This window comes from Vibrio sp. LQ2 (assembly GCF_023920125.1).
GTDB lineage: Bacteria > Pseudomonadota > Gammaproteobacteria > Enterobacterales > Vibrionaceae > Vibrio > Vibrio fluvialis.
On the sequence record NZ_CP085308.1, the window covers coordinates 3315325 to 3340136 of the forward strand.

Annotated in this window: 24 protein-coding genes; 15 read left to right on the forward strand and 9 right to left on the reverse strand. The window is 52.1% G+C overall.

Going from position 1 to position 24812, the window contains the following annotated elements; translation table 11 throughout:
* Window positions 1-305 precede the first annotated feature (305 nt).
* Complete coding sequence (gene zapB / locus LGV68_RS15450) at window positions 306-548, forward strand: cell division protein ZapB (RefSeq protein WP_020329387.1); 243 nt, start codon at window positions 306-308, stop codon at window positions 546-548.
* 76 nt (window positions 549-624) lie between these two features.
* Here zapB and metF read toward each other — a convergent pair whose 3' ends face one another.
* The 3 genes from metF to LGV68_RS15465 all read right to left on the reverse strand — a co-directional run bounded on the left by metF (window position 625) and on the right by LGV68_RS15465 (window position 5368).
* Window positions 625-1512 (reverse strand): methylenetetrahydrofolate reductase, encoded by an 888-nt coding sequence (gene metF / locus LGV68_RS15455; protein ID WP_202660556.1) that lies wholly within the window; start codon window positions 1510-1512, stop codon window positions 625-627.
* 278 nt (window positions 1513-1790) lie between these two features.
* Window positions 1791-4202 carry a bifunctional aspartate kinase/homoserine dehydrogenase II gene (locus tag LGV68_RS15460; protein ID WP_238782009.1) on the reverse strand — a complete coding sequence of 804 codons (2412 nt, stop codon included), beginning with the start codon at window positions 4200-4202 and terminating at the stop codon, window positions 1791-1793.
* Window positions 4202-5368: an O-succinylhomoserine (thiol)-lyase gene (locus LGV68_RS15465; RefSeq protein ID WP_020329392.1), complete on the reverse strand. Its 1167-nt coding sequence runs from the start codon at window positions 5366-5368 to the stop codon at window positions 4202-4204. Before LGV68_RS15465 ends, LGV68_RS15460 begins: the two co-directional genes overlap by 1 nt.
* Before the next feature lie 218 nt (window positions 5369-5586).
* On the opposite strand from LGV68_RS15465, the gene metJ reads away from it, so the two are divergent.
* Window positions 5587-5904 (forward strand): met regulon transcriptional regulator MetJ, encoded by a 318-nt coding sequence (gene metJ, locus LGV68_RS15470; protein ID WP_020329393.1) that lies wholly within the window; start codon window positions 5587-5589, stop codon window positions 5902-5904.
* Between the two features lie 76 nt (window positions 5905-5980).
* Here metJ and LGV68_RS15475 read toward each other — a convergent pair whose 3' ends face one another.
* On the reverse strand, window positions 5981-7258 hold the full coding sequence (locus LGV68_RS15475) for a malic enzyme-like NAD(P)-binding protein (protein WP_024373675.1): 1278 nt from the start codon (window positions 7256-7258) through the stop codon (window positions 5981-5983).
* Window positions 7259-7469: 211 nt separating this feature from the next.
* Complete coding sequence (gene rpmE, locus LGV68_RS15480) at window positions 7470-7688, reverse strand: 50S ribosomal protein L31 (RefSeq protein WP_020329395.1); 219 nt, start codon at window positions 7686-7688, stop codon at window positions 7470-7472.
* Window positions 7689-7933: 245 nt separating this feature from the next.
* Here rpmE and priA point away from each other — a divergent pair, with 245 nt between their 5' ends.
* The 7 genes from priA to rraA all read left to right on the forward strand — a co-directional run bounded on the left by priA (window position 7934) and on the right by rraA (window position 15806).
* A complete protein-coding gene (gene priA, locus LGV68_RS15485; protein ID WP_252535649.1) occupies window positions 7934-10135 on the forward strand; it encodes a primosomal protein N' in 2202 nt (733 codons plus the stop codon).
* A gap of 304 nt (window positions 10136-10439) precedes the next feature.
* Window positions 10440-11447, forward strand: a complete 1008-nt coding sequence (gene cytR / locus LGV68_RS15490; protein WP_055451895.1) for a DNA-binding transcriptional regulator CytR — start codon at window positions 10440-10442, stop codon at window positions 11445-11447.
* A 129-nt stretch (window positions 11448-11576) separates the two neighbouring features.
* The gene (gene ftsN, locus LGV68_RS15495; protein WP_024373673.1) at window positions 11577-12134 is read left to right on the forward strand and encodes a cell division protein FtsN; all 558 of its coding nucleotides are present in this window, start codon (window positions 11577-11579) and stop codon (window positions 12132-12134) included.
* Window positions 12135-12269: 135 nt separating this feature from the next.
* On the forward strand, window positions 12270-12824 hold the full coding sequence (gene hslV, locus LGV68_RS15500) for an ATP-dependent protease subunit HslV (RefSeq protein ID WP_020329399.1): 555 nt from the start codon (window positions 12270-12272) through the stop codon (window positions 12822-12824).
* 41 nt (window positions 12825-12865) lie between these two features.
* Window positions 12866-14197 carry an HslU--HslV peptidase ATPase subunit gene (gene hslU, locus LGV68_RS15505; RefSeq protein ID WP_020329400.1) on the forward strand — a complete coding sequence of 444 codons (1332 nt, stop codon included), beginning with the start codon at window positions 12866-12868 and terminating at the stop codon, window positions 14195-14197.
* An 88-nt stretch (window positions 14198-14285) separates the two neighbouring features.
* Window positions 14286-15203, forward strand: a complete 918-nt coding sequence (locus tag LGV68_RS15510) for a 1,4-dihydroxy-2-naphthoate polyprenyltransferase (protein WP_020329401.1) — start codon at window positions 14286-14288, stop codon at window positions 15201-15203.
* A gap of 75 nt (window positions 15204-15278) precedes the next feature.
* The gene (rraA, locus tag LGV68_RS15515; RefSeq protein WP_020329402.1) at window positions 15279-15806 is read left to right on the forward strand and encodes a ribonuclease E activity regulator RraA; all 528 of its coding nucleotides are present in this window, start codon (window positions 15279-15281) and stop codon (window positions 15804-15806) included.
* A 60-nt stretch (window positions 15807-15866) separates the two neighbouring features.
* Here the strand turns inward: rraA and LGV68_RS15520 are convergent, their stop codons facing one another.
* Both LGV68_RS15520 and tpiA read right to left on the reverse strand, forming a co-directional pair.
* Window positions 15867-17228: an MATE family efflux transporter gene (locus LGV68_RS15520; RefSeq protein WP_252535650.1), complete on the reverse strand. Its 1362-nt coding sequence runs from the start codon at window positions 17226-17228 to the stop codon at window positions 15867-15869.
* A 173-nt stretch (window positions 17229-17401) separates the two neighbouring features.
* A complete protein-coding gene (gene tpiA / locus LGV68_RS15525) occupies window positions 17402-18172 on the reverse strand; it encodes a triose-phosphate isomerase (RefSeq protein ID WP_020429329.1) in 771 nt (256 codons plus the stop codon).
* A gap of 232 nt (window positions 18173-18404) precedes the next feature.
* Between tpiA and LGV68_RS15530 the strand changes: the two genes are divergently transcribed.
* Together LGV68_RS15530 and LGV68_RS15535 are read left to right on the forward strand one after the other, a co-directional pair.
* Entirely contained in the window at window positions 18405-18752 is a 348-nt protein-coding gene (locus LGV68_RS15530) for a 5-carboxymethyl-2-hydroxymuconate isomerase (RefSeq protein ID WP_222724983.1), read from the forward strand.
* A 34-nt stretch (window positions 18753-18786) separates the two neighbouring features.
* Window positions 18787-19212: a DUF805 domain-containing protein gene (locus LGV68_RS15535; protein ID WP_020329406.1), complete on the forward strand. Its 426-nt coding sequence runs from the start codon at window positions 18787-18789 to the stop codon at window positions 19210-19212.
* 45 nt (window positions 19213-19257) lie between these two features.
* On the opposite strand, the gene LGV68_RS15540 is transcribed toward LGV68_RS15535, so the two are convergent.
* Window positions 19258-19608: a DUF3135 domain-containing protein gene (locus tag LGV68_RS15540; RefSeq protein ID WP_020329407.1), complete on the reverse strand. Its 351-nt coding sequence runs from the start codon at window positions 19606-19608 to the stop codon at window positions 19258-19260.
* Between the two features lie 113 nt (window positions 19609-19721).
* Complete coding sequence (locus LGV68_RS15545; protein WP_020429328.1) at window positions 19722-20339, reverse strand: metalloregulator ArsR/SmtB family transcription factor; 618 nt, start codon at window positions 20337-20339, stop codon at window positions 19722-19724.
* Between the two features lie 251 nt (window positions 20340-20590).
* On the opposite strand from LGV68_RS15545, the gene LGV68_RS15550 reads away from it, so the two are divergent.
* The 4 genes from LGV68_RS15550 to LGV68_RS15565 all read left to right on the forward strand — a co-directional run bounded on the left by LGV68_RS15550 (window position 20591) and on the right by LGV68_RS15565 (window position 24811).
* The gene (locus tag LGV68_RS15550) at window positions 20591-20881 is read left to right on the forward strand and encodes a co-chaperone GroES (RefSeq protein WP_020329410.1); all 291 of its coding nucleotides are present in this window, start codon (window positions 20591-20593) and stop codon (window positions 20879-20881) included.
* A gap of 50 nt (window positions 20882-20931) precedes the next feature.
* Complete coding sequence (gene groL / locus LGV68_RS15555; protein ID WP_020329411.1) at window positions 20932-22569, forward strand: chaperonin GroEL; 1638 nt, start codon at window positions 20932-20934, stop codon at window positions 22567-22569.
* A 126-nt stretch (window positions 22570-22695) separates the two neighbouring features.
* Window positions 22696-24144: a molybdate ABC transporter ATP-binding protein ModF gene (modF, locus tag LGV68_RS15560; RefSeq protein WP_252535651.1), complete on the forward strand. Its 1449-nt coding sequence runs from the start codon at window positions 22696-22698 to the stop codon at window positions 24142-24144.
* A 109-nt stretch (window positions 24145-24253) separates the two neighbouring features.
* Window positions 24254-24811 (forward strand): hypothetical protein, encoded by a 558-nt coding sequence (locus LGV68_RS15565; RefSeq protein ID WP_020329413.1) that lies wholly within the window; start codon window positions 24254-24256, stop codon window positions 24809-24811.
* Window position 24812 lies beyond the last annotated feature (1 nt).

A 24812-nucleotide genomic window follows, 5' to 3' on the forward strand; every position in this document is an offset into this window, starting at 1 on the left:
CCAAACCAAGGATCAGTAATAGGGACAATTTGCGGCGGATCTTAGCATATTCGAAAGGAAACGTTTGCTTTTTGACACCCACGAGACTTGCACTCGATCAAAACTCGCTACGATAGCCTCTGTTTTCAGGCATAGTTTCCCCCTTCACGCATGCAAAGTAAGCGTCAGGTCAATTTGCGCCGTTTTTTTAACCGAATAGCGCAAAATATCGAATATAGTGAGTGTTTCTCTGCGCTTGGCTGAGTAGAATGGGGAAATTAAGTGAAGTGAGTTCACCGCAACCGAATCAAAAAAGGGTAAGTACCATGTCTTTTGAAGTACTAGAACAACTAGAAGCAAAAATCCAAACCGCGGTTGATACAATCGCGTTGCTGCAAATGGAAGTTGAAGAGCTAAAAGAAGAAAAAGTGAAGCTGACTGAAGAAGCAAACGAGCTGAAAGCCAGCCGTGAAGCTCTGGAGCAGCGCGCGCAGCAAATTCAACAAGAACACACGGCATGGCAAGAGCGTATTCGCAATCTGCTGGGTAAAATGGACGACGTGGAATAATCCACCGATTGCCACGATATCGAATCTATAAAAAAACGCCGACGGTTGTCGGCGTTTTTTTGTTTCTCACATTCGCTTACAGGCTTGGACGAACGCCCAGCGTGTGGCATAGCGCGTAAGTCATTTCGGCACGGTTAAGTGTGTAGAAGTGGAAATCTTTCACGCCTTCACGCGACAGGATGCGCACCATGTCAATTGCTTGGCTGGCGCCCACGAGCTGACGGGTCACAGGATCGTCGTCAAGCCCATCAAATTGTTTCGCCATCCAGCTCGGCACCTTAACGTTGTTCTGCGCAGCAAAACGCGATGCCTGCTTAAAGTTCGAGACGGGCAGAATGCCCGGTACGATTTCAACATCGATGCCGGCGGTCACACAGCGGTCACGAAAACGCAGGTAGCTTTCCACATCAAAGAAAAACTGCGTAATGGCGCGGTTTGCACCAGCCTCGACTTTACGTTTCAGGTTGAGCAGATCGGCTTGCGCGCTTTTCGCTTCCGGATGAACTTCCGGGAAGGCTGCCACCGAGATATCGAAGTCATGACGTGATTTCAGCAAAGTCACCAAGTCCGATGCGTACATGTCAGGTTTGCCGCCACCCAGAGGAATGTCACCGCGCAGTGCGACGATGTTCTGAATACCGTTGTTCCAGTAATCGTCAGCAATCTGAATCAGTTCTTCGCGGCTGGCATCGATACAGGTCAGGTGCGGCGCTGCAATTAGGCCAGTCTGATCTTTAATGGCTTTGATGATCGAGTGGGTACGGTCACGTTCGCCGGAGTTGGCACCGTAAGTGACCGAAACAAATTTCGGTTTCAGCGTTTTCAGGCGGTGAACAGAGTTCCACAAGGTTTCTTCCATTTGTGGCGTGCTCGGCGGGAAAAATTCAAACGATACATTGATGTCTGAAAGATCAGCAATATTCTGGTTTAAAGCGTCAATATGACTGGCGTGCGTGTAACCCATTTTTCCTCTCCCTGTGGCAACGTGCCACAACGCGAACACTTCTTAAAAATTGACGTTTAGACGTCTATATGGCTACAGAATGTCTTGAATGCATTTTAATGTCAACCTTGCCAATATGAATATTTTTCATGTTGATCGTGAGGTTAATTCAACAACGTTCTCAGCACGTTAGTCGCATTTTCTGCCTGTAACCTTCAAGTTCGACGAATGTGCTGATATAGAAATTAATAGTAGAATAAACAACAAAAAGCTCGCCAATTTGGCGAGCTTTATCATGCTTACAACAGGCCTGCGAGCAGGTTGAGATCCGACTGAATCGCGCCTGCCGTGACTTCACGTCCGGCTCCCGGGCCGCGAATCACCAGCGGATTGTCGCGGTACCATTTGCTCTCGATGGCAAAGATGTTGTCACACGGCAGCAGATTCGCCAGCGCGTGTTCTTTATCGAGTGCTTCCACGCCAACGGTGGCTTTGCCATTTTTTTCGAGGCGCGCCACATAACGCAGCACTTTATCCTGACGCTGTGCTTTCGCCAGACGTTCGGCCAGGCGCTCATTGAGCAACTGGCTTTTATCGAGGAAATCATCCAGTGACAGATCGCGCAGCTCTTCCGGCACCAGGGATTCAACGCGTACGTTTTGGGGTTCGATTTCCAGCCCCGATTCACGCGCCAGAATCACCAGCTTACGCATTACGTCAGAGCCATCGAGATCGCAGCGTGGGTCCGGTTCGGTCAGGCCTTGTTGCCAGGCGAGATCGACCAGTTCACTGAACGGCACCTGACCATCGTATTGCTGGAACAGCCACGACAGCGTGCCAGAGAATATACCCGACAACGCGGTAATTTCATCGCCGCTTTCACGCAGATCGCGCACGGTGTGATTGATGGGTAAGCCGGCACCAACGGTCGCGTTGTACAACCAATGGCGACTGATTTTGGCAAATGCGTCTTTCACTTGCTGGTAGTAATCACCCGCGGCCGATCCCGCCACTTTGTTGGCCGAAATCAGATGCATGCCGTGTTCGGCGATATCGAGATAACGGCTCGCCAGTTCCTGACTCGCGGTGACATCCAGCACCACCACTTCGTCAAAGCCCTGAATATTCCCCAGTTGCGTCAACCAAGTTTGTCCATCGTTCGGTACGGCTTCGTCGTTATAGTGAGCAAACACTTTTGCTGCGTCGATACCTTGTGGTTTGAAGCAGTAAGTCTGGCTGTCAATCACCGCTACCAGTTCGAAGTTCATGCCATGACGCTTTTCCAGCTCTTCTTTCTGCTCAGCAAACAGCTTCAGCCAGCTGGAGCCGATGTTGCCTTTCCCGCACAGAGCCAGCGCGACCCGTTTTTGTGCCTGGAACAGTTGCGTGTGCAGGCCGGTGACCAGTGGTTCGACAGCCGTATGGCGCAGCACGGCGACCAGACTCAGACCGGATTCCGCTTCGCACACAAATTCAACCGGCGCGGTTTTGAGCTGTTGGAAGAACCCATAGCTGTGCTGCGCGTTTTTGGTGACACCTGCACCGACCGCGCCCACCATGGAATAACCTTCTTTGAGTTTGATTTCCGCCTCAATACCTAAATCTTGCAGGAAGGCCAGCGAACCGGAGGCAATTTCTGCGGTATAGGCCAGACGCAGGTATTGTTGGTCGGCCTGAACTTCATATGCCAGCGGTTCCAACTGCGCCCGTTGGAGTTTTTCCAGCACGTCTTGCTGAGCGCGCTGGAAGTTGTGACCATGCACAAACGCCAGTTCAATCAGCAGAACTTCTTCCAACGACGTGATGATTTTTGCGCCGCGGCCCGAAGCCAGCACGCGCTCGATGCGGGTGGATCCGGATTCTGGTTGATAACTGCAACGCAGGCTGAGATCCATCGCGCTTTGTGCCACAGGCTGTAAAGTACGGCTGTGCAGTACCGGTGCGGCCAGGCGAGCCAGTTCGTTGGCTTCATCCAAACGCAGCAGTGGCAGCAGGCAGGCATCGGTGACCAGACGCGGGTCGGCGCTGTACACGCCTGCGACATCACTCCAGATGGTGACGCGATCCACTTCGGCCAGCGCGCCAATTACGGTCGCGGAATAGTCAGAACCGTTACGGCCGAGCAACACGGTTTCGCCTGCTTCGTTCTGCGCCATAAAACCGGTGATGATGACGCGATGATGGGCATGTTGTGCCAGTACTTCCTTGATCAGCGGATAAGAGCGCGCGCGATCGACTTCCGGTTGCGTGCCGCTCTCGGCGCGCAGGAAAGCGCGAGCGTCCTGAGCGACCGCTGGCAGTTTGAGCTGGTTGAGCAGCGCTGCCAACAGGCGTGATGACCACACTTCGCCGTGACCGAGCACCGCCGCTTGTTGCGCTTTGTTCAGCGGAGCGGCAAGCTCGCCCAGGGCGACAAATTCGTTGTTGAGTTGGGTGAGCAGCTGATCGGCAGTGTCGCCGTCCAGCAAACCTTCAATCAGTTCGCTTTGATATAGACGCAGGGATTGCAGCGCTTCGTGCGCAATACGGCCGTCTTTATTCAGAGCATCGAGAAAGGCAATCAGGCGGTTGGTTGTTTTACCCGCCGCGGAGACCACCACGAGATCGTCGGCCTGTGAATATTCCTGCAGAATATGGGCGACGCGTTGATAACATTCCGGGTCTGCGAGACTGCTACCACCAAATTTATGCAGCTGACGCGAAATTGTCATTAAAAGGCCTCCTTGGCTTTATTAAACGCCTGATCCAGATCGGCAATCAGGTCGGAAGCATCTTCCAGACCGACTGACAAACGCAGCAGTTGCTGTGAGACGCCCGCTTCCGCCAGAGCTTCTTCGCCCATCGCGCGGTGAGTCATTGAGGCGGGGTGACATACCAGACTCTCTACACCGCCGAGTGATTCTGCCAGCGAGAACAGTTCCAGTTCGCCGACGAAGTATTTCAGTTGCTCAAACGAACCGCCAAACTCAAAACTCAGCATTGAACCAAAACCGACCTGCTGTTTTTTCGCAATCTCGTGACCTGGATGGTTTGGCAGGCTAGGGTGATAAATCACTTTTACCAATGACTGGCTTTGCAGATAGTTAAGGATTTGCTGTGAGCTTTCTTCATGCACGCGCATACGTGCGCCGAGCGTGCGCAAGCCACGCAGCGTCATGTAGCTGTCAAACGGCGTACCCGTTGCGCCGATGCAGTTACCCCACCATTTCAGCTCTTCGGCATGCTGGGCATCTTTACTGATGATCACGCCGCCAATCACGTCTGAGTGACCGTTCAGGTATTTGGTGGTGGAGTGCACCACAAAGTCAGCGCCGAGCGTCAGAGGCTTTTGGTACACCGGTGTCAAAAAGGTATTGTCGACCGCCACCAAGGCACCGACGGCTTTGGCTTGCTGGCAGATTTTTTCGATGTCGACCACACGCACCAATGGGTTGGACGGGGTTTCCAATAGCACCAGTTTCGGGTTTTGGGCCATCGCCGCCGCCAAAGCCTGTTCATCGGATTGATCGACAAACAGCACTTTGAAGTCGCCTTTCTTCGCGCGGGTGTTAAACAAACGGTAAGTGCCGCCATAACAGTCGTGCGGCGCAATGATTAAATCTTGTGGAGAAAGAAACGCGCTGACCCAAAGGTTGAGCGCCGAAGTGCCGCAGTTGGTGACCACCGCATCGGCACCGCATTCGAGTTCAGACAGTGCTTGTTCCAGCAAACCACGGTTCGGGTTACCAGAGCGGGTGTAATCGTATTTTGGCACTTCACCAAACGCAGGAAAGCCATAGTTGGTCGAGAGATAAATGGGTGGAACAACAGCGTGGTATTGAGTGTCAGATTCAATACCCGTGCGGACCGCAACGGTCGCTGGCTTGCGATTGGTCATGAGCGTTTCCTTTCCTGATTGACGGTGTTTTGGCTTCCAAGTCGGCAGTGAACCTTAATATTTCTGTTCACCCCGCTGAATAACATCACACTTTACTGACCAAAAAAGAAGACGTCAATACTTCTGGACGTCTATATGTCTTTGCTTATGGCAGTAAATCCCGCTAAAATTGGGGACTTTGAAAATATTCAACTCGAATCCAACAACGAAGGTGCGCAATGGCAGACTGGAATGGCGAATATATTAGCCCATACGCGGAGCATGGGAAAAAGAGCGAGCAGGTGAAAAAAATCACCGTATCGATTCCGCTTAAGGTGCTGAAAGTGCTGACGGATGAACGTACTCGCCGCCAAATCAATAACCTGCGTCATGCAACGAACAGTGAACTGTTGTGTGAAGCGTTTCTGCATGCCTACACAGGCCAGCCGCTGCCAACGGATGAAGATCTGCGTAAAGACCGCCCGGATGACATTCCGGCGGAAGTGAAAGAACTGATGACCGCAATGGGCATTGAGTTCGAAGCGTACGACGACTGATCCCACGGACCGACACGCATTAAAAAACCCTGGCATTGGCCAGGGTTTTTTTGTCTTCACTTGAAGCAAAGAGTGCTTAGGCTTCCATGTAGCCTTGTGGCATTTCGATGCGAGCAACGCCCGAATCCACGGCAGCCTGAGCCACCGCTTTTGCTACGCGTGGTAGCAGGCGAGGATCCATTGGTTTTGGAATGATATAGTCGTTGCCGTAAGACAATTTGTCGACGCCCGCGGCTTTCAGTACTTCTGCTGGCACTTCTTCTTTGGCTAGCTGACGAATCGCGTCGACCGCAGCCAGTTTCATCTCATCGTTGATTTCGCTGGCGCGGACATCCAGCGCACCACGGAAGATGAATGGGAAACACAGCACGTTGTTCACCTGGTTCGGGTAGTCACTGCGGCCGGTACCCATAATCAGATCGCTGCGCACTTGGTAAGCCAGTTCTGGTTTGATTTCTGGATCTGGGTTGGAACACGCAAACACCACCGGTTTGTCGGCCATCAGTTTCAGTGCGTCGGCTGGCAACAGGTTCGGACCGGAAACGCCCAGGAACAGGTCAGCGCCGGCGATCACATCTTCCAGCGTACGTTTGTCGGTGTTGTTCGCGAACAGTTGTTTGTATTCGTTCAGGTCGTCACGACGGGTGTGAATCACACCTTTGCGATCCAGCATGTAGATCTTTTCGCGCATTGCGCCACATTTGATCAGCAGTTCCATACAAGCGACGGCAGCGGCGCCGGCACCCAGACAGACGATGATGCACTCTTCCAGCTTTTTACCTTGCAGCTCAATCGCGTTCAGCATGCCGGCAGCGGTGACGATCGCGGTACCGTGCTGGTCATCGTGGAACACGGGTACGTCACAGCGTTCAATCAGGCGGCGTTCGATTTCAAAACAGTCCGGGGCTTTGATGTCTTCCAGGTTGATACCACCAAAGGTGTCGGCAATGTTCGCGACGGTATCGACGAACTCGTCGATGGTGCGGTGTTTCACTTCAATGTCGATAGAATCCAGGCCCGCAAAACGTTTGAACAGCAGGGCTTTACCTTCCATGACCGGTTTGGATGCCATCGGGCCCAGGTTACCCAGACCGAGAATCGCCGTTCCGTTGGAGATAACTGCAACGGTATTTCCCTTTGCAGTGTACTTGTATACGTTGTCGACATTTTGTGCGATTTCACGCACCGGTTCCGCCACGCCCGGGCTGTAAGCCAGAGCAAGGTCAGCAGCAGAATCTGCTGGTTTCGTTAGAGAAACAGCGATTTTTCCTGGAATAGGTAGGGCATGGTAATCCAGTGCGCGTTGGCGGAAAGTTTCTTCCGGAGTCAGTTGTTGGCGATTGTCATCGGACATAGGGGGAGGTTCTCTTATTGTTTTGGAAAAGGAGAATTATTCTAATTGATGTCTGTCAAGCTGCCTAGGCAGGATTGCGAGTCAATCGTACAAAACTTGACTGATTTAATCTGATAAGACCAGCTGTTTTGTGATCGCCGTGAGGAGAAATTGCAGGCATGAAAAAAGGACGCCGGAGCGTCCTTTTCTGAATCTTCGCGTGAAGCAGTAATTACTTCTTGCTTGATAGTGCGCCGAAACGCTTGTTGAAGCGATCAACACGGCCGCCAGTGTCAACAACACGTTGTTTACCAGTGTAGAATGGGTGGCACTTGTCACATACGTCCAGGTGCAGAGAGTCTTTACCTAGAGTAGAGTTGAAAACGAAAGAGTTGCCGCAAGAGCAAGTCGCGTTTACTGCTTTGTATTCTGGGTGGATACCAGCTTTCATGGGATAACCTCAATTTAGGCCGTGTCGCTATCCGAATCAACGTCGGACACCACACGTAATGTTAATGATACTGTTCGATACTCAGCCTTGTTGACCAAGCATCTTCAAGGCGCGATATATTAATGAATCCACCGCTTCGGATCAACCGCTTTCGGCGTTATTTTCGCCACTATTGTGGGTCGAATTTCCCATCCGCATCCAGTAGACTGTGATTTCTCACCATTTTTGACTGCTGACGGACTGTTATGCGCCCAACTATTGCCCGTGTTGCCTTGCCGGTGCCACTGGATAAGCAATTTGATTACCTGATTCCCAGCCATCTGTTTCCGATCATCGGCGGACGGGTGTCGGTGCCGTTTGGCCGCCAGACGCTGGTCGGCATCGTCACGGCACTGGTGCAGGAATCGGAATTTCCGCGTGAGCAGTTAAAAGCGATCAAAGCGGTGCTGGATTCGCAGCCCGTGTGGCCGGAGACCCTGTACCGCCTGCTGCACTGGTGTAGCCAGTTTTATCAGTATCCACTCGGCGACACGCTGGCCAATGCGATGCCGGGTGCGCTGCGCAAAGGCAAACCAGCCGATTTTGCCAGCAGTAAAGAGTGGCAGATTACCGAACGTGGCCGTGATCAACTGATGCAGGGGTTTGGCCGGGCGATTAAACAGGCTCGTGTGATGCATTTGGTGCAATCAGGTCCGGTGGCGCATCAGATCATGCTGGATGAAGAAGTGTCCAGTGCCACATTGAATACCTTGCAAGACAAAGGTTGGATTGAAGTCACTGAAAAGCAGCCGCAGTTTCGCCCGTGGCCGAAGGCGATTGAAGCTCAGGTGGATAAACCTAGGCTCAATCAGGAGCAGGCGATTGCGATTGCATCGGTGAACAGTCAGCGTGGTTTTGGTTGTTATCTGCTGCAAGGCGTCACGGGGTCGGGTAAAACGGAGGTTTACCTCAATCTCATCAAGCCAGTGCTGGAGGCTGGGCGGCAAGCGTTGGTGCTGGTGCCGGAAATCGGCCTCACGCCACAGACCATCAATCGTTTTCGCAAGCGTTTCGATGTGCCAGTCGAAGTGATTCACTCGGGGCTGAATGAAACGGAACGCCTCAATGCCTGGCTGGCGGCGCGCGATAAAATTGCGGGCATTGTGATTGGCACGCGCTCGGCGCTGCTGACACCGTTTGCCGATCTCGGCATCATTATTGTCGATGAAGAGCACGACGCCTCTTATAAACAACAAGACAGCCTGCGTTATCACGCGCGGGATGTCGCCGTCATGCGCGCTAATCTTGAGCAGGTGCCGATTGTGCTGGGTTCGGCCACGCCGGCTCTGGAAACGCTGCACAATGCGCTGACCGGGAAATATCATCATCTGCAACTGACGCAGCGCGCCGGAGCGGCACTGCCGACCACTAACCGGGTGTTAGACGTCAAAGGCTTATATCTTGAAAGTGGTCTGTCGGCACCGCTGATCGCCGAAATGCGCCGCCACTTGTCGCAAGGCAATCAGGTGCTGTTGTTCCTCAACCGTCGCGGTTTTTCGCCCGCGCTGATGTGCCACGAATGTGGCTGGATTGCCGACTGTCAGCGCTGCGATGCCTACTATACCTATCATCAGTACAGCAATGAAATCCGCTGCCACCATTGTGGTTCGCAGCGTCCGGTGATTCACCAATGTCAGGGCTGCGGCTCGACGCATCTGGTGACCGTCGGTGTCGGCACCGAGCAACTGGAAGCGCAGCTCGGTGAGCTGTTTCCGGAATACAAAGCGATTCGTATCGATCGCGACAGCACGCGCCGCAAAGGCAGTCTCGAATCGGCACTCAGCGCGATTCGCCGCGGCGAATATCAGATTCTGATCGGCACGCAGATGTTGGCCAAAGGTCACCACTTCCCCGATGTGACGCTGGTGGCGCTACTGGATGTCGATGGTTCGCTGTACAGCAGCGATTTTCGTGCCTCTGAGCGTCTGGCGCAGCTGTTTATTCAGGTCGCCGGCCGTGCGGGCCGAGCGAGTAAACCCGGCGAAGTGGTATTGCAGACGCATCATCCTGAGCACAGTTTGCTGCAAGCTTTGCTGAATAACGACTACAACCATTTTGCCGAGCAGGCGTTGGCTGAGCGCAAACTGGCGCAATTGCCGCCGTACACTTATCTGACCTTGTTCCGCGCCGAAGGCAACCAGTCGCCAATGGTGGAAGACTTCCTGCGCCAGGTGAGACACACCTTAGAAGCGCATCCGCTGAGTGAACAGGGCTGCATGGTGCTCGGCCCAACTCCTGCACCTTTGGCAAAACGTGCGGGCAAATTCCGCTGGCAATTATTGCTGCAGGCGCCGAGCCGTTCAGTGATGCAAAAGCTGCTCGCCAGTGCCAAACCTGCGATTCAGTTGCTACCACTGGCGGGGAAAGTTCGCTGGTCATTGGACATCGAACCGCAGGATCTGAGCTGATTTTGCTTATTGTTGCTTTTGTCAGAAAAGTAAAATCCTTCTTATCGTGATTAAAATCACGCTTGTGATGCAAAATTTGTTAATCAGACCGTAACTTTCTATGCGGAAACGAATAGACTATTCGCAACATTTTGTCAGTGAAACGTTTTCGCTGCATAAAATCGAGCTTAAGTTCGTCCAAAGCGGTATCAGACGTTGGGTAAAAGGAGTGCCGAACTTCTGAATGTAATTGGACAACTCGCAATCCTATAATCATAAAAAAGTGCAATTGCACGATGAGAACCGAGAAAGAGGGTAATTACACATGGCGACAATGAAGGATGTTGCCCAGCTTGCAGGCGTTTCGACGGCGACGGTCTCGCGCGCTCTGATGAATCCCGAAAAAGTTTCAGCCTCAACCCGTAAGCGGGTCGAGGAGGCAGTTTTAGAAGCTGGCTATTCACCGAATTCTTTGGCCCGAAATCTGCGCCGCAATGAGTCAAAAACCATTGTCGCGATAGTGCCGGATATCTGTGACCCTTATTACACAGAGATCATTCGTGGTATCGAAGATGCTGCAATGGAACACGGTTATCTGGTGCTGCTGGGCGACAGCGGACAGCAGAAAAAACGTGAAAGCTCATTTGTGAACCTGGTGTTTACCAAACAAGCGGACGGCATGTTACTGCTGGGGACTGACTTGCCGTTTGATGTGAGCAAACCCGAGCAGAAAAACCTGCCACCGATGGTGATGGCGTGTGAGTTTGCGCCAGAACTTGAATTGCCGACGGTGCATATCGATAACCTGACATCTGCCTTTGAAGCGGTGAACTATCTGACGCAGATGGGGCACAAACGTGTGGCACAAATCGCCGGACCGGAAGCCGCGGTGCTGTGTCAGTTTCGTCAGCAAGGTTATCAGCAGGCGCTGCGTCGTGCGGGTATCACTCGCAATCCGACCTACAGTATAAGTGGTGACTTTACTTTTGAGTCCGGAGCCAAAGCGGTGCGTCAATTATTGGCCCTGCCTGAGCCACCAACGGCTATCTTCTGTCACAACGATACCATGGCGATTGGCGCGATTCAGGAAGCGAAACGTCTGGGACTGCGCGTACCGCAGGATCTCTCTGTGGTGGGCTTTGATGACATTCAATTCGCCCAGTACTGCGATCCACCGCTGACGACCATCTCTCAGCCTCGCTACGAGATTGGCCGTCAGGCGATGCTGATGATGCTGGAATTGCTGCGTGGTCATGACGTGCGTGCCGGCTCACGTTTGCTGGAAACTCAGCTGGTGGTGCGTGAGAGCGCAGCGCCGCCTCGTTCGATGTAAGCAGCTTAAAACCTGACATTTCCTTGAAATAAGCGGCGTATTTTGATGCGCCGCTTCCATTTCCGCTCTGTTATCTGCCGCGAAACTGCTTTAACATGTGGGCAAAATTGTCAACTTTTGAATTTGTCTGTGGCTAATAAAGATTATGTAAGGCGCGGTCGTAGTCCGAAAAAGCCGACCCCAAAAAAAGCAGCTCCTCGACGTAGAAAACCTTGGCGTAGTGGCCTGTTGGCGACGCTATTGGTTGCCGGTTTTGGCTATGGGCTGTATCTGCTCAATCAGGATCCTGAGCCGCCGAAACCCACCCCGGTCGTGGTGGATACCAAGCCGAAGTCCGTCAGCAAACCTAAAGCAACCAATGAATTGCCACCGCCTCCGACGGAGAAGTGGGATTATGTTGAATCACTGCCGAGTCGTGAGATTGAGGTCAAAGCCAAAGAGCTGCAGGTCTCCGATATTCCTTACGTGATGCAGTGCGGCGCGTACAAAAATATGCAGCAGGCTGAAGCGCGTAAACTGGATATCGCCTTCCAGGGGTTGAGTAGCAAAATCCGCAAGAAAGAAGACAGCAGCTGGTATCGCGTGGTCCTCGGTCCGTACAAATTCAAACGCGATGCGGAGCGTGATAAGCACAAACTGCAACGCGCTAAAATTGAACCTTGTGCGATTTGGAAAGAGCAGCAGTAATCTCGTGAACAACAGAAACGCCCGGACTTTGTGCCGGGCGTTTTTACTTTGTGCTGACGATTCAATCCTTGAATTTTGATTTTCCAGCCTCATATATCCACTATCTTGATAGTGAAAACCACAAAGGGGTTCATCGTGACTACCATCGTATCTGTACGTCGTAATAACAAAGTTGTCATCGCAGGTGACGGACAAGTCTCGCTTGGCAATACCGTAATGAAAGGCAATGCGCGTAAAGTTCGTCGTCTGTACAACAACAAAGTATTGGCCGGATTCGCGGGTGGTACGGCGGACGCATTCACGCTGTTCGAACGCTTTGAAAGCAAACTGCAAATGCATCAGGGGCACCTGACAAAAGCCGCGGTAGAGCTGGCCAAAGATTGGCGCAGCGACCGCGCACTGCGTCGCCTTGAAGCCATTTTGGCGGTAGCCGATGAAACGGCATCGCTGATCATCACGGGTAATGGTGATGTGTTGCAGCCAGAACACGATCTGATTGCGATTGGTTCCGGCGGTAACTTTGCTCAAGCGGCAGCGATTGCCCTGTTGGAAAATACCGATTTAGACGCACGTGAAATCGCAGAAAAAGCGCTGACGATTGCCGGTGATATCTGCGTGTTCACTAACCATCATCACACCATCGAAGAACTGGAAATTCCTGAAGGCTTATTGCCTGCAGCGGCAGAATAATAATCGCGTGTGATTTGCCACCGAATTTGAAGGAAACCATTATGTCTGAAATGACTCCTCGTGAAATTGTCCATGAACTGAATCGTCACATCATCGGTCAGGACAAAGCAAAACGCGCGGTTGCAATTGCTCTGCGTAACCGCTGGCGCCGTATGCAGCTTGAAGAGAGCCTGCGTGTGGAAGTTACGCCAAAGAACATTCTGATGATCGGCCCAACGGGTGTGGGTAAAACCGAAATTGCCCGCCGTCTGGCGAAACTGGCCAATGCGCCGTTCATCAAAGTTGAAGCCACCAAGTTCACCGAAGTGGGCTATGTGGGCAAAGAGGTGGAAACCATCATTCGCGATTTGACCGACGTCGCTGTGAAGATGACCCACCAACAAGCAATGGAAAAAGTGAAGTTCCGCGCTGAAGAGCAAGCGGAAGAACGCATTCTTGATGCTTTGCTGCCACCGGCACGTGATGCCTGGGGCCAAGCGGAACAGAACGATGAATCCTCCAACACGCGTCAGGTATTTCGTAAGAAACTGCGTGAAGGCAAGTTGGATGACAAAGAGATCGAAGTGAACGTGGCAGTGCCGCAGATGGGCGTGGAAATCATGGCGCCTCCTGGTATGGAAGAAATGACCAACCAGCTGCAGGGCTTGTTCCAGAATCTGGGTGGTGACACCAAGAAAAAACGTAAACTGAAAATCAAAGATGCGTTCAAAGCGCTGACGGAAGAAGAAGCGGCGAAGCTGGTTAATCAGGAAGAGCTGAAAGAGCAGGCGATTTACAACGTTGAAAACAACGGCATCGTGTTTATCGATGAGATTGACAAGATCTGTAAGCGCGGTGAAGTGTCTGGCCCTGATGTCTCTCGTGAAGGCGTACAACGCGACTTACTGCCCCTGATTGAAGGCAGCACAGTATCCACCAAGCACGGCATGGTTCGTACCGACCATATTCTGTTTATTGCGTCGGGTGCATTCCAGGTGGCGCGACCTTCGGACCTGATCCCAGAACTGCAAGGCCGTCTGCCAATCCGCGTTGAACTGGAAGCGCTATCAAGCGATGACTTCAAACGTATTCTGACTGAACCAAAAGCTTCGCTGACCGAACAGTACATGGCACTGATGAAGACGGAAGACGTTGACATCTCTTTCACGGAAGATGGCATCAAACAGATTGCTGAAGCCGCATGGCAGGTGAATGAAACCACCGAAAATATCGGTGCCCGCCGCCTGCATACGGTAATGGAGCGTCTGATGGATGAAATCTCGTTTGACGCCACCGAGAAAGCCGGTGCAAGTCTGACGATTGATTCGGCTTATGTGCGCTCCAAACTCGGGGAACTGGTCGAAGACGAAGATCTCAGCCGCTTTATTCTGTAATTTCTGAGCCCACCTTGATCTGGTGGGCTTTTTCATATTACGCACTTGGGCGTATACTGAAGCCAATGTTGATCAATTGTTCGTTCTCATGAATAACTCATTACGTATCTGGTTTGATGCCGCACGTCCTAAGACGTTGCCTTTGGCACTGGTTTCCATTTTTACCGGCAGCGCACTGGCGTTTTCGTCCGGGCACTTTTCACTGCCGATTGCGTTGCTGGCCCTGCTGACCGCCACCTTATTACAAATTCTGTCCAATCTGGCTAATGATTACGGCGATGCAGTAAAAGGCACCGATAACGAAAAACGTCTCGGCCCCATGCGCGCCATTCAGTCGGGCGAAGTGTCGCTGGCCGACATGAAGCGGGCGATAGTCATCAATATCGCTCTGACGATTATCGCCGGGCTGGCGTTAGTGTTCTACGCGCTGGATAGTCTGGAAAGCATTCTGGCCTTCATTGGCTTAGGCGTGCTGGCGATGATGGCGGCGATTGCGTACACCGTAGGCAACAAACCCTACGGTTACGTGGGCCTTGGTGATTTGTCGGTGTTCCTGTTCTTTGGTCTGCTGGGCGTGTCTGGCACTTACTTCCTGCACACTGGCCACATCGAGTGGAGCCTGTTTCTGCCGTCGCTGGGTTGCGGTTTGATGGCGGTGGCGGTGCTCAACGTCAACAACATGCGCGATATCGAAAACGACGCCGAGTGCGGCAAGCGTACCGTACCTGTGCGTTTGGGGCAGCAGCGTGCGAAAACCTACCACTTTCTGCTGCTGACAGGCGCTGTGCTGGCGTTTGCCAGTTACCTGCTGATGCAAGGCAAGCCGCTGTGGATCAGCTTACCGTTTCTGCTGAGCCTCATTATGGTGACCAAGCATGGCCGAGCAGTGTGGGTCTCTGAGAAACCAGCGCAGATTGCTCCGATGTTGCCAGTGATCGTCAAGTGTTCACTCGTCACTAACCTTTTGTTTGTTGGAGTGGTTATAGCTCAAACTCTGACGAGTTAATTTGCACTCTGTCATTGCATTGACTTACTGACCCGATATACTCGTTGAAAGACTGTTCGTAAAGAGACTAAGGCTATGGAATATAACACCTCTGCGTTATGTGATATCTATCTCGACCAAGTGGATGTGGTAGAACCCATGTTTAGCAATTTCGGTGGCTGCGCGTCATTTGCCGGCCAGGTCACGACCATCAAGTGTTTTGAAGATAACGGCCTCATTCGTGAGACGCTCGAACAAGATGGCCTTGGGCGTGTACTGCTGATCGACGGTGGTGGTTCACTACGCCGTGCTCTGCTTGATGCTGAACTGGCGGCCATAGCCGAAGAGAACGAATGGGAAGGGATTGTCGTGTACGGCTGCGTGCGTGAAGTTGATGAGCTGGAAGACATGAGCATCGGCATTCAGGCGTTGGCATCGATACCGGTTGGCGCTCCATCACAAGGTATCGGTGAAGTGGATATACCGGTTAACTTTGGTGGCGTGACGTTCCTGCCGGAAGATTACCTCTACGCCGACAATACCGGTATCATCCTGTCGCAGGAGCCGCTCAATACGGCTGACCTCGACAGCGAAGAAGATGAAGTGGAAGACGAACTTCTCTGAATCAGATTGAAAAAAGCCAGCATTGAGCTGGCTTTTTTGTTGCTATCACTTTGGTCTGAGTTAGTGTTGACCGGGCAGTGCCATGCCTTCGCGCAGATAGCGGCGGCGCAGTAATAACGCATACAGATAGCCCGACAACCCGCCAAGAACGTTGCCGAGCGCAATCCCGACGAACAGCCCTTCAATGCCGTACAGAGTCGACCCGAGCCATGCAGATGGCAGAGTGAACAGAAACAGGCGCATGAAGCTCCACTGGAAAGCTTTGAGCGGTAAATGAAGCGCGTTGAGCGCCGACACCAGCATCATCACCACACCCTGAAAACCATAACTGAACGGCACCACCAGCAGGTAATGCCACAGCAGATCGCGCACCGCTTGCTCCTGCGAAAACAGCGCGGCCAGCGGAATACTCAGCGGTACCATCATGATGAAAACCAACAACTGAAAAATCAGCGAGAAGCGCAGGCTTAAAAACAGGCCGGAAAAGCTGCGGGTCGGATTTTGTGCGCCGAAGTTCTGCGCCATAAACGGCGTCAGGGCGGAAGTAAGCGACATCAGCACCAGGATCAGAATCGATTCAATGCGCTGCGCCGCACCGTATGCGGCCACTGCGGCGGTACCGTGGCTGGAAAGCATCATCATCAGTAGTGCTCCGGAAATCGGACTCATCGCCGTAGACAGCGCTGCTGGCGTGCCAATCTTGAGGATCTGCTGCCAGTCGTGGCGCAGAGAGGCAAAATGTGGCGGTGCCAGTAGACGATCGCGTTTGACTAATACGTAGAGTGAGCCAATCAAGGCGCCCAGCCAGGAAAAGGCGCTGGCAATGGCAGCGCCCTGAATGCCGAGTTCCGGAAACGGGCCATAACCAAAAATCAGCAGCGGATCGAGACAGCCGTTAATCGCGCCTGCCAGCATCATCATCTTAGCCGGAGTTTTGGTATCGCCAGTGGCACGAATCGCGCTGTTGCCCGCCATCGGAATGACCAGCAGCGGAATAGTGAGATACCAGACCTGCATGTACTGCTCAATCAGCGGAATCAGTTCGGCTTTGGCGCCGAGCAGCAAAAATAGCGGTTCGATGGTGAAAAAGCCCGCCGTACAGGCGATGGCGACCAAGGTGACCGCAAGCAGTAACCCGTGAGTAGAAAAGCGCGCGGCATTAGAGGTATCGCCCTGACCCAGCAGACGACCGATACTGGTCGACAGCCCCACGCCTATGCCCATGGTGATGCAGTTGACGCCGAAGGTCACCGGAAAGGTGTAACTGATGGCGGCCAGTGCATCGGTGCCCAATAGCGAGGTGAAAAAGGTGTCGACCAAGTTAAACATCAAGATCGCGACCATGCCGAAAATCATCGGGATCGTCATCTGGCGCAGTACATTGGGAATAGGGGCGGAGAGCAGGCCGTGTTTGTCGTGCATATACCCTTCTTACATCACGCGGCAACGTGCGTCACTCAGGTAAGCAGGCAGCCAGTTACAGGGAAGAAGTCGCTAGGATACTCGATCTTGCCTGCGGGCACTAGCCGAGCCAAGTTCACGGAGCTTCAACAAAAAAAGGCCGGCGATGCCGACCTTTTTTCTTCAATAAGCGATTACGCTTTTGCTTTTGCTGCTGCTTTCGCGATCGCTGCAAAGCTTTTCGCATCCAGAGATGCGCCGCCAACCAGGGCACCGTCGATGTCTGGTTGTGAGAAGTAAGCTTCTGCGTTTTCTGGTTTAACAGAACCGCCGTATTGGATGATGACTTGTGCTGCAACGGCTTCGTCTTTTGCTGCGATCAGAGCGCGAATAGAGGCGTGGATGCGTTGTGCATCTTCAGCAGTTGCTGCTTTACCAGTACCGATTGCCCAGATTGGTTCGTAAGCGATGATTGCGCCGTTCAGAGCTTCAACGCCGTATGCGTCGATCACTGCGTTGATTTGACGTGCACATACTGCTTCCGTTTCGCCCGCTTCGTTTTGTGCTTCAGTTTCACCGATACAGAAAACTGGAGTCAGACCGTTTTCTTTCAGGAATGCGAATTTCTGCGCAACAAACTCGTCTGATTCGTTGTGGTAATCACGACGCTCAGAGTGACCGATGATGATGTGAGACGCACCGAAATCTTTCAGCATGGCTGGAGACATGTCGCCAGTGTACGCACCGCTGTTGTGCAGGTCAGTGTTCTGTGCACCCAGGATCATTTTGTTGCCGCCTTCTGCAATCAGACGCTCAGCCAGATCCAGGTACAGTGCTGGTGGAGCTACTGCCACGTCAACACCCGTTACACCTTCAAGTTCCGCATTCAGACCAGTCAGCAACTCAGTAACCATTGCTTTGCTGCCATTCAGTTTCCAGTTCCCCATCACTACAGGACGACGCATAGGAATATCTCCAATTTAAATGAATAAAAAAAACGTGATTGCGAAAGAATATAACAGATAAAACTACGCAGATCATGACTCCGGTCATGACTTTCTGGGATCTTGTTTGATGAGGCGCAAGGCCGGGAAGTGATCTGCTATACAGAATAGAGGCCATTCGCTCGGATTTTGTGCTGCGTCTTGTTATTACTGTCAGTTCAGTATGGGGAAAATAACAAACAAGGAAGTAGATATGCCTAATTTGGTGCTTGAGTATTCCAACTCTGTGGATGAGCGCGTCAATGTGCAGGGGCTGTTGGAAGATTTGCATCAGGTGGTGATGGAGTACGGTTTGTTCGATATTCCATCCATCAAATCCCGTGCGTTGCGTTGCCACCACTGGTTGGTGGGGGATGAAGCGGACAGCGTGGATTTTATTCATATCAGTTTTGAGATGCTGGACGGGCGCACCTCCGAGCAAAAACGCGAGCTGTCACGCCAGTTGATGGACGTCTTGGTTGCACAAGCCAGTCATGTCCGCAGTCTGACGGTGAATATTCGTGACATGGACCGGGCATGTTTTCAGAAGGTCACGAATTGACAGCGAGTTGATTCCGTTTTAACAGGAAACACGTATGTCTTATCAAACACTGTTATTCTCATTTCAGGGACGCATCGGACGCCAGACTTACTGGATCTGGAATGTCTGCTATTACCTGGCCATTGTCAGCGTGATTGTACTGCTCAACCGCTGGTTGCCGGGACTCGCGCCGTATGTATTGCCGCTGTTTATGCTGCTGATTCTGGTACCGGATTTGGCGGTGACTGCCAAGCGCTGGCATGACCGGGATAAGTCGAGCTGGTGGCTGCTGCTCAATGTACCGTTGGTAATAGGCCGAATGACAGTGCCAATGGGAGAGGCCAGTATGACGACCACGCCCAATTTACTCGATACCGGTATCTCACTCGCGGCTCTGTTGTGTGGTAGTTGGATACTGATTGAATGTGGTTTTCTGGCCGGAAGCGACGGCGATAACCGTTTTGGTAAAGCGCCGGAATAAGGCGATTCAAATGATGAAAAAAGGAGGCATTCGCCTCCTTTTTATTTAGCGCCACGAATCCGATTTCGGGCGGAAGGGAATCACATCCGCGCTCGGTTTCTCCTCGATGATCTCACCATCAAGTGCGTCGCGAAATTTGGCCATTTGCAGACTGAGTTCTCGCATCAGGGTGACGTTCGCGTGGTCTGGATTCTTGCATTGGCTCAGAATCAGGTCGATATGACTTTGCTGCGCCCACAATCGATTCTGCATGCCATCGGATGCGGAAAGGATCATCTCCTGGCACATATCGCGTTTAAAACGGCTGAATGCTTCAGGATCCTGCTGCGCCAGCTCTACCAGTTCATCAAAGGATGGCAGGGTCTGGTTCGCTACGTTTGATTGAGGGGGGGACATAGTTCACTCCTCTGCAAGGTCGTACGTTGATTAAATTATCAACACTTCAAGCATAAGTGAGGAAATGTCCTAAAGGTGGAACGAATATCGTTGTTCTCACAAATGAGACAAGGTCAAGCGGCAGCGATAAGGTAGGTGCAGCGGCGCTGGCCTTCGATGATGTGTTCGCTGCGCTCAATACGGTACTCTTCACCCAACAGACGCTGGAAGATATTGAGTTCCGACTGGCACAGATTCGGGCAGCGCTTAGCGGCTTTACAAATCGGGCAGTGGTTTTCGATCAGCAGATAACCGTGCTCGGTTTGCTCCAGCTCAGCCATGTAGCCTTCCTGTTCACGCAGTTCAACCAGCGTTGCCAGTTTACTGTGCAGATCGGTGCACTCCGCCAGCACGTTCTGGTATTGCGCCAGAGTTTGCGCTTCGCGTTCGGCCGCTACTTTGGCCAAGCCCTCTTTGCCAAAGATATGCTCCACCGCTTCAATCACCTGAATGGTGAGTTCGCCATGGCGGTCGGCAAACTGATCATGACCTTTACGTGTCAGAGACCAATGACGAGTCGGACGGCCAACTTTGACTTTCACATCGTGAAATGCCAGCACGCCGTCGTCTTCCAAAGCCTGCAGGTGCTGACGCGCACCCATGGTCGTCATACCCAGGTCATCGGCGAGCTGTTTGGCGGTCACGGCACCTTCACGTTTGATGGTGTGTAAAATCCGGTCGATCGTCTTCATCATATCCCTCTTTATTCTCTGACTATTATGGATATTCAGGTTAATAAAGCAAATTATTTACTATACGCGCTGGCGTAAAGCGGCAGAAACCTCATCAATTGGAAGACTTCGCCACGGATTCGTTAATTTCATCACACTTTTTTCGCGCTTACCCCTTGGGATATGGCGTTTGATACCCCACATAACATTCACAAGCTGGTCAATCAGCGTTTTATTAACCAAACGGAAAATTTAATCAGGAGAGACGACCGATGAATATTCGTCCATTACATGACCGAGTTATCGTTGAACGCCAAGAAGTTGAATCAAAATCTGCTGGTGGAATTGTTCTCACTGGTTCTGCGGCAGAAAAATCAACACGCGGTAAAGTACTTGCAGTCGGCAAAGGCCGCATTCTAGAAAACGGTACAGTTCTGCCTCTGGACGTGAAAGTTGGCGATTCTGTGATTTTTGCTGAAAGCTACGGCACGAAATCAGAGAAAATCGACGGTAAAGAAGTACTGATTCTGTCTGAAAACGACATCCTGGCAATCGTTGAGTAATTGCTCCCCAGCAAACTAACTAAAACCGAATTCTAGAGAGGAAATACAAAATGGCTGCTAAAGACGTAAAATTTGGTAATGACGCTCGAGTAAAAATGCTGGAAGGTGTAAACGTTCTGGCTGATGCAGTAAAAGTTACCCTGGGCCCTAAAGGCCGTAACGTAGTACTGGATAAATCTTTTGGTGCACCAACCATCACCAAAGATGGTGTATCTGTTGCGCGCGAAATTGAACTGGAAGACAAATTCCAGAACATGGGCGCACAAATGGTGAAAGAAGTGGCTTCTCAAGCCAACGACGCAGCGGGTGACGGTACGACAACTGCAACCGTACTGGCTCAGGCTATCGTTAACGAAGGTCTGAAAGCTGTTGCTGCCGGCATGAACCCAATGGACCTGAAGCGCGGTATCGATAAAGCCGTGATTGCAGCGGTTGAAGAGCTGAAAGCGCTGTCTGTGCCATGTGAAGACACCAAAGCGATTGCACAGGTAGGTACTATCTCTGCAAACTCGGATTTAAGCGTTGGCAACATCATCGCAGAAGCGATGGAAAAAGTGGGTCGCGACGGCGTTATCACTGTTGAAGAAGGTCAGGCTCTACAAGACGAGCTGGACGTGGTAGAAGGTATGCAGTTTGACCGCGGTTACCTGTCTCCTTACTTCATCAACAACCAAGAAGCAGGCAGCGTGGATCTGGAAAGCCCGTTCATCCTGCTGGTTGACAAAAAAGTATCGAACATTCGCGAACTGCTGCCAGTACTGGAAGGCGTCGCGAAGGCCTCTCGTCCACTGCTGATCGTCGCAGAAGACGTGGAAGGTGAAGCGCTGGCAACGTTGGTTGTGAACAACATGCGTGGCATCGTGAAAGTTGCGGCAGTGAAAGCGCCTGGCTTTGGCGATCGTCGTAAAGCGATGCTGCAAGATATCGCGATTCTGACTGGCGGTACGGTGATTTCTGAAGAGATCGGTCTGGAACTGGAAAAAGCAGTGCTGGAAGATCTGGGTCAAGCGAAACGCGTGACCATCACCAAAGAAAACACCACGATTATCGACGGTGCAGGTGATGAAGTAGCGATCCAGGGCCGTGTTGCTCAGATTCGTCAACAAATCGAAGATGCAACTTCAGACTACGACAAAGAGAAACTGCAAGAGCGTGTAGCGAAACTGGCTGGCGGCGTTGCAGTAATTAAAGTGGGCGCAGCGACTGAAGTTGAAATGAAAGAGAAGAAAGACCGCGTTGAAGACGCTCTGCACGCAACTCGCGCAGCAGTGGAAGAAGGCGTGGTTGCAGGCGGCGGTGTTGCACTGATTCGCGCAGCATCAAAACTGACTGAACTGACTGGCGACAACGAAGAGCAAAACGTGGGTATTCGTGTTGCTCTGCGTGCGATGGAAGCACCAATTCGTCAAATCGCGAAAAACGCAGGTGACGAAGATTCAGTGGTTGCTAACAACGTGAAAGCTGGCGAAGGTAACTACGGTTACAACGCGGCAACTGGCGTGTACGGCGACATGATCGCAATGGGTATTCTGGATCCAACCAAAGTGACTCGTAGCGCACTGCAATTCGCAGCGTCTGTGGCTGGCCTGATGATCACTACCGAAGCGATGGTGACTGATCTGCCGAAGAAAGATGGCCCATCAATGCCTGATATGGGCGGTATGGGTGGCATGGGCGGCATGATGTAATTCGCGCCCAACCTGAAACGAAAAAGCCGGAGTGAATACTCCGGCTTTTTTTATGCCTGAAAATCCGCTAGAAATTTGTGCTGTGTTTCTGCACACTGAAAAATCAGTCTCCAAGGAAAGGTAAATATGAAAATTCAGCAGCTTAAGCATCACACCGAATCGGTTTCACTGTCTATCGATCACTGGGCGTTAGCCAAGGGTGAACACTGGGGCATGTTTTCTACCCACAGCCACGCCGCCTCGTTGTTGGGGCGTATTCTGAGTGGGGAGCTGACGCCGCAACAAGGTGAGGTGAGTGACATGCCGGGTGTGGTGGCGTGTGTCTCGCTGCATGAGCAGCAGCGGTTGCTGGATTTGGAACTGGAAAAAGACGACACCGATTTTATGGACCAGATTGATTATGGTTCGACGGTGCAGGAGCTGATTCTGGAAACCGGCTGTGGTGAAGAGGCACTGGAGGCCTTGTTGATGCCAACCGATCTGCTGGCATTGCGTCAGCGCGGTTTTCGTCAGCTTTCCACTGGCGAAACCCGCCGCGTGATGCTGGCGCGGGCGATGGCGCTCAAGCCACAACTGCTGATCCTCGATGAACCTTATTCCGGGTTAGATATTGCCCACCGCGCGCATCTCTCTCAACTACTTGAGGAACTGGCGCAGCAAATGCAACTGCTGATTGTGACTTCGCGCGAAGATGAATTGCCGCCGTTTGTTACTCATGTCGCTCTGTTTGACGAGCAAAGCTTGTCGCAGACACTGACTCGCGATGCCTGGCTCAATCATCCGCTGATGGCGCAAATGAAAGCGCTGTCGCACAGCCGCAGTGACGCTATGCTGGCACTGTTGGAGGCTCATCAGAGCGCGCACAGTTATCCGGATCCGCTGGTGGAAATGAACAATGTCACGGTTGAGTACGTCGATGCGCCCATTTTTCATGGCGTAAACTGGCAGATTCGGCAGGGTGAGCATTGGCAGGTTCGCGGGCCCAACGGGTGTGGTAAGAGCACGCTGCTCGGGTTGATTCTCGGTGACCATCCGCAGTGTTATAGCAATGATATTACTGTGCTTGGCATGAAGCGCGGTAGCGGCGAAACCATCTGGGATGTCAAAAAGCACATTGGCGTGGTGTCGTCGGCGCTGCATCTGCAATACCGCGTCAATTGCAGTGCGCTGGAAGTGTTGGTATCGGGCTTTTACGACTCGATTGGCCTCTATCAGCAGCCGAGCAAAAAAGAGATTCTGTTGGCTCGTGAGTGGCTGCAACTGTTGGAGATGAGTGAACTGGAGAAAGTCGGCTTCCGCAATCTTGATTACGGCCAGCAGCGTCTGCTGCTGATTGGCCGCGCGCTGATAAAACAGCCCGCACTGCTTATCCTCGACGAACCGTATCAAGGGCTGGATTACCTGAATCGCAAGCTGGTGTTTCACGCGCTCAATCGTATTGCCTCAGCGGGAATTAGCCAACTGTTGTATGTGACGCACCACGAGGAAGATGCACTGGATGCGATTCAGCATTTTGTCGACTTCGAGGCTCAGGAGTGTGGAGGCTACTGCGTGAAAATTCACTCAACAGCGTGAATTCAGTTGGTTAGCCATAAGCATGACCGAAAACTAACAATTGTTGGTCAATTTGTCGGCCATAATAGGCGGGTAGACAAGCAAAACTATCCCAACGATGGAGGTTAGTATGAAAAAGATCGTTTCAGCGCTGGCAGTGGCTGCCGCTCTGGCTTCAACTTCTGCGATGGCATCAACGCCGGTCATGTTCTCTTCAATCAACAACTTTAATGCCCCGGATGATAACGCGGTTGCGGGTGTGCGCGTGGCGGCACTGTACGGCAATGTGGATCAGGTCAAAGGCCTGGACTTAGCCATCATCGGTATGTCAGAAACGCAAACCACCACAGGTGTGAACCTGGGTATTTTCGGCGCGCACAAAATCAACCAAGAAATGACTGGTGCGTCACTGGGTCTGTTTAACTGGAACACCGGTAAAACGGTGGGTGCGAACGTCGGTGCGGTCAACATCACCAATGATGTGAAAGGGGCAAACGTCAGCTTTGTGAACTACTCAGAAGGCAACACCATGGTGGATGTAGGTGCAGCGAACTTCTCTGACACCTCAACCGTGCAGGTCGGTATCTTTAACAAAACGTCGAAGATTGAAGGGGTGCAGGTTGGCCTGATCAACTGCGCCGACAACGGTTTCTTCAAATGTTTCCCGATCATCAACTTCGCGAAATAAG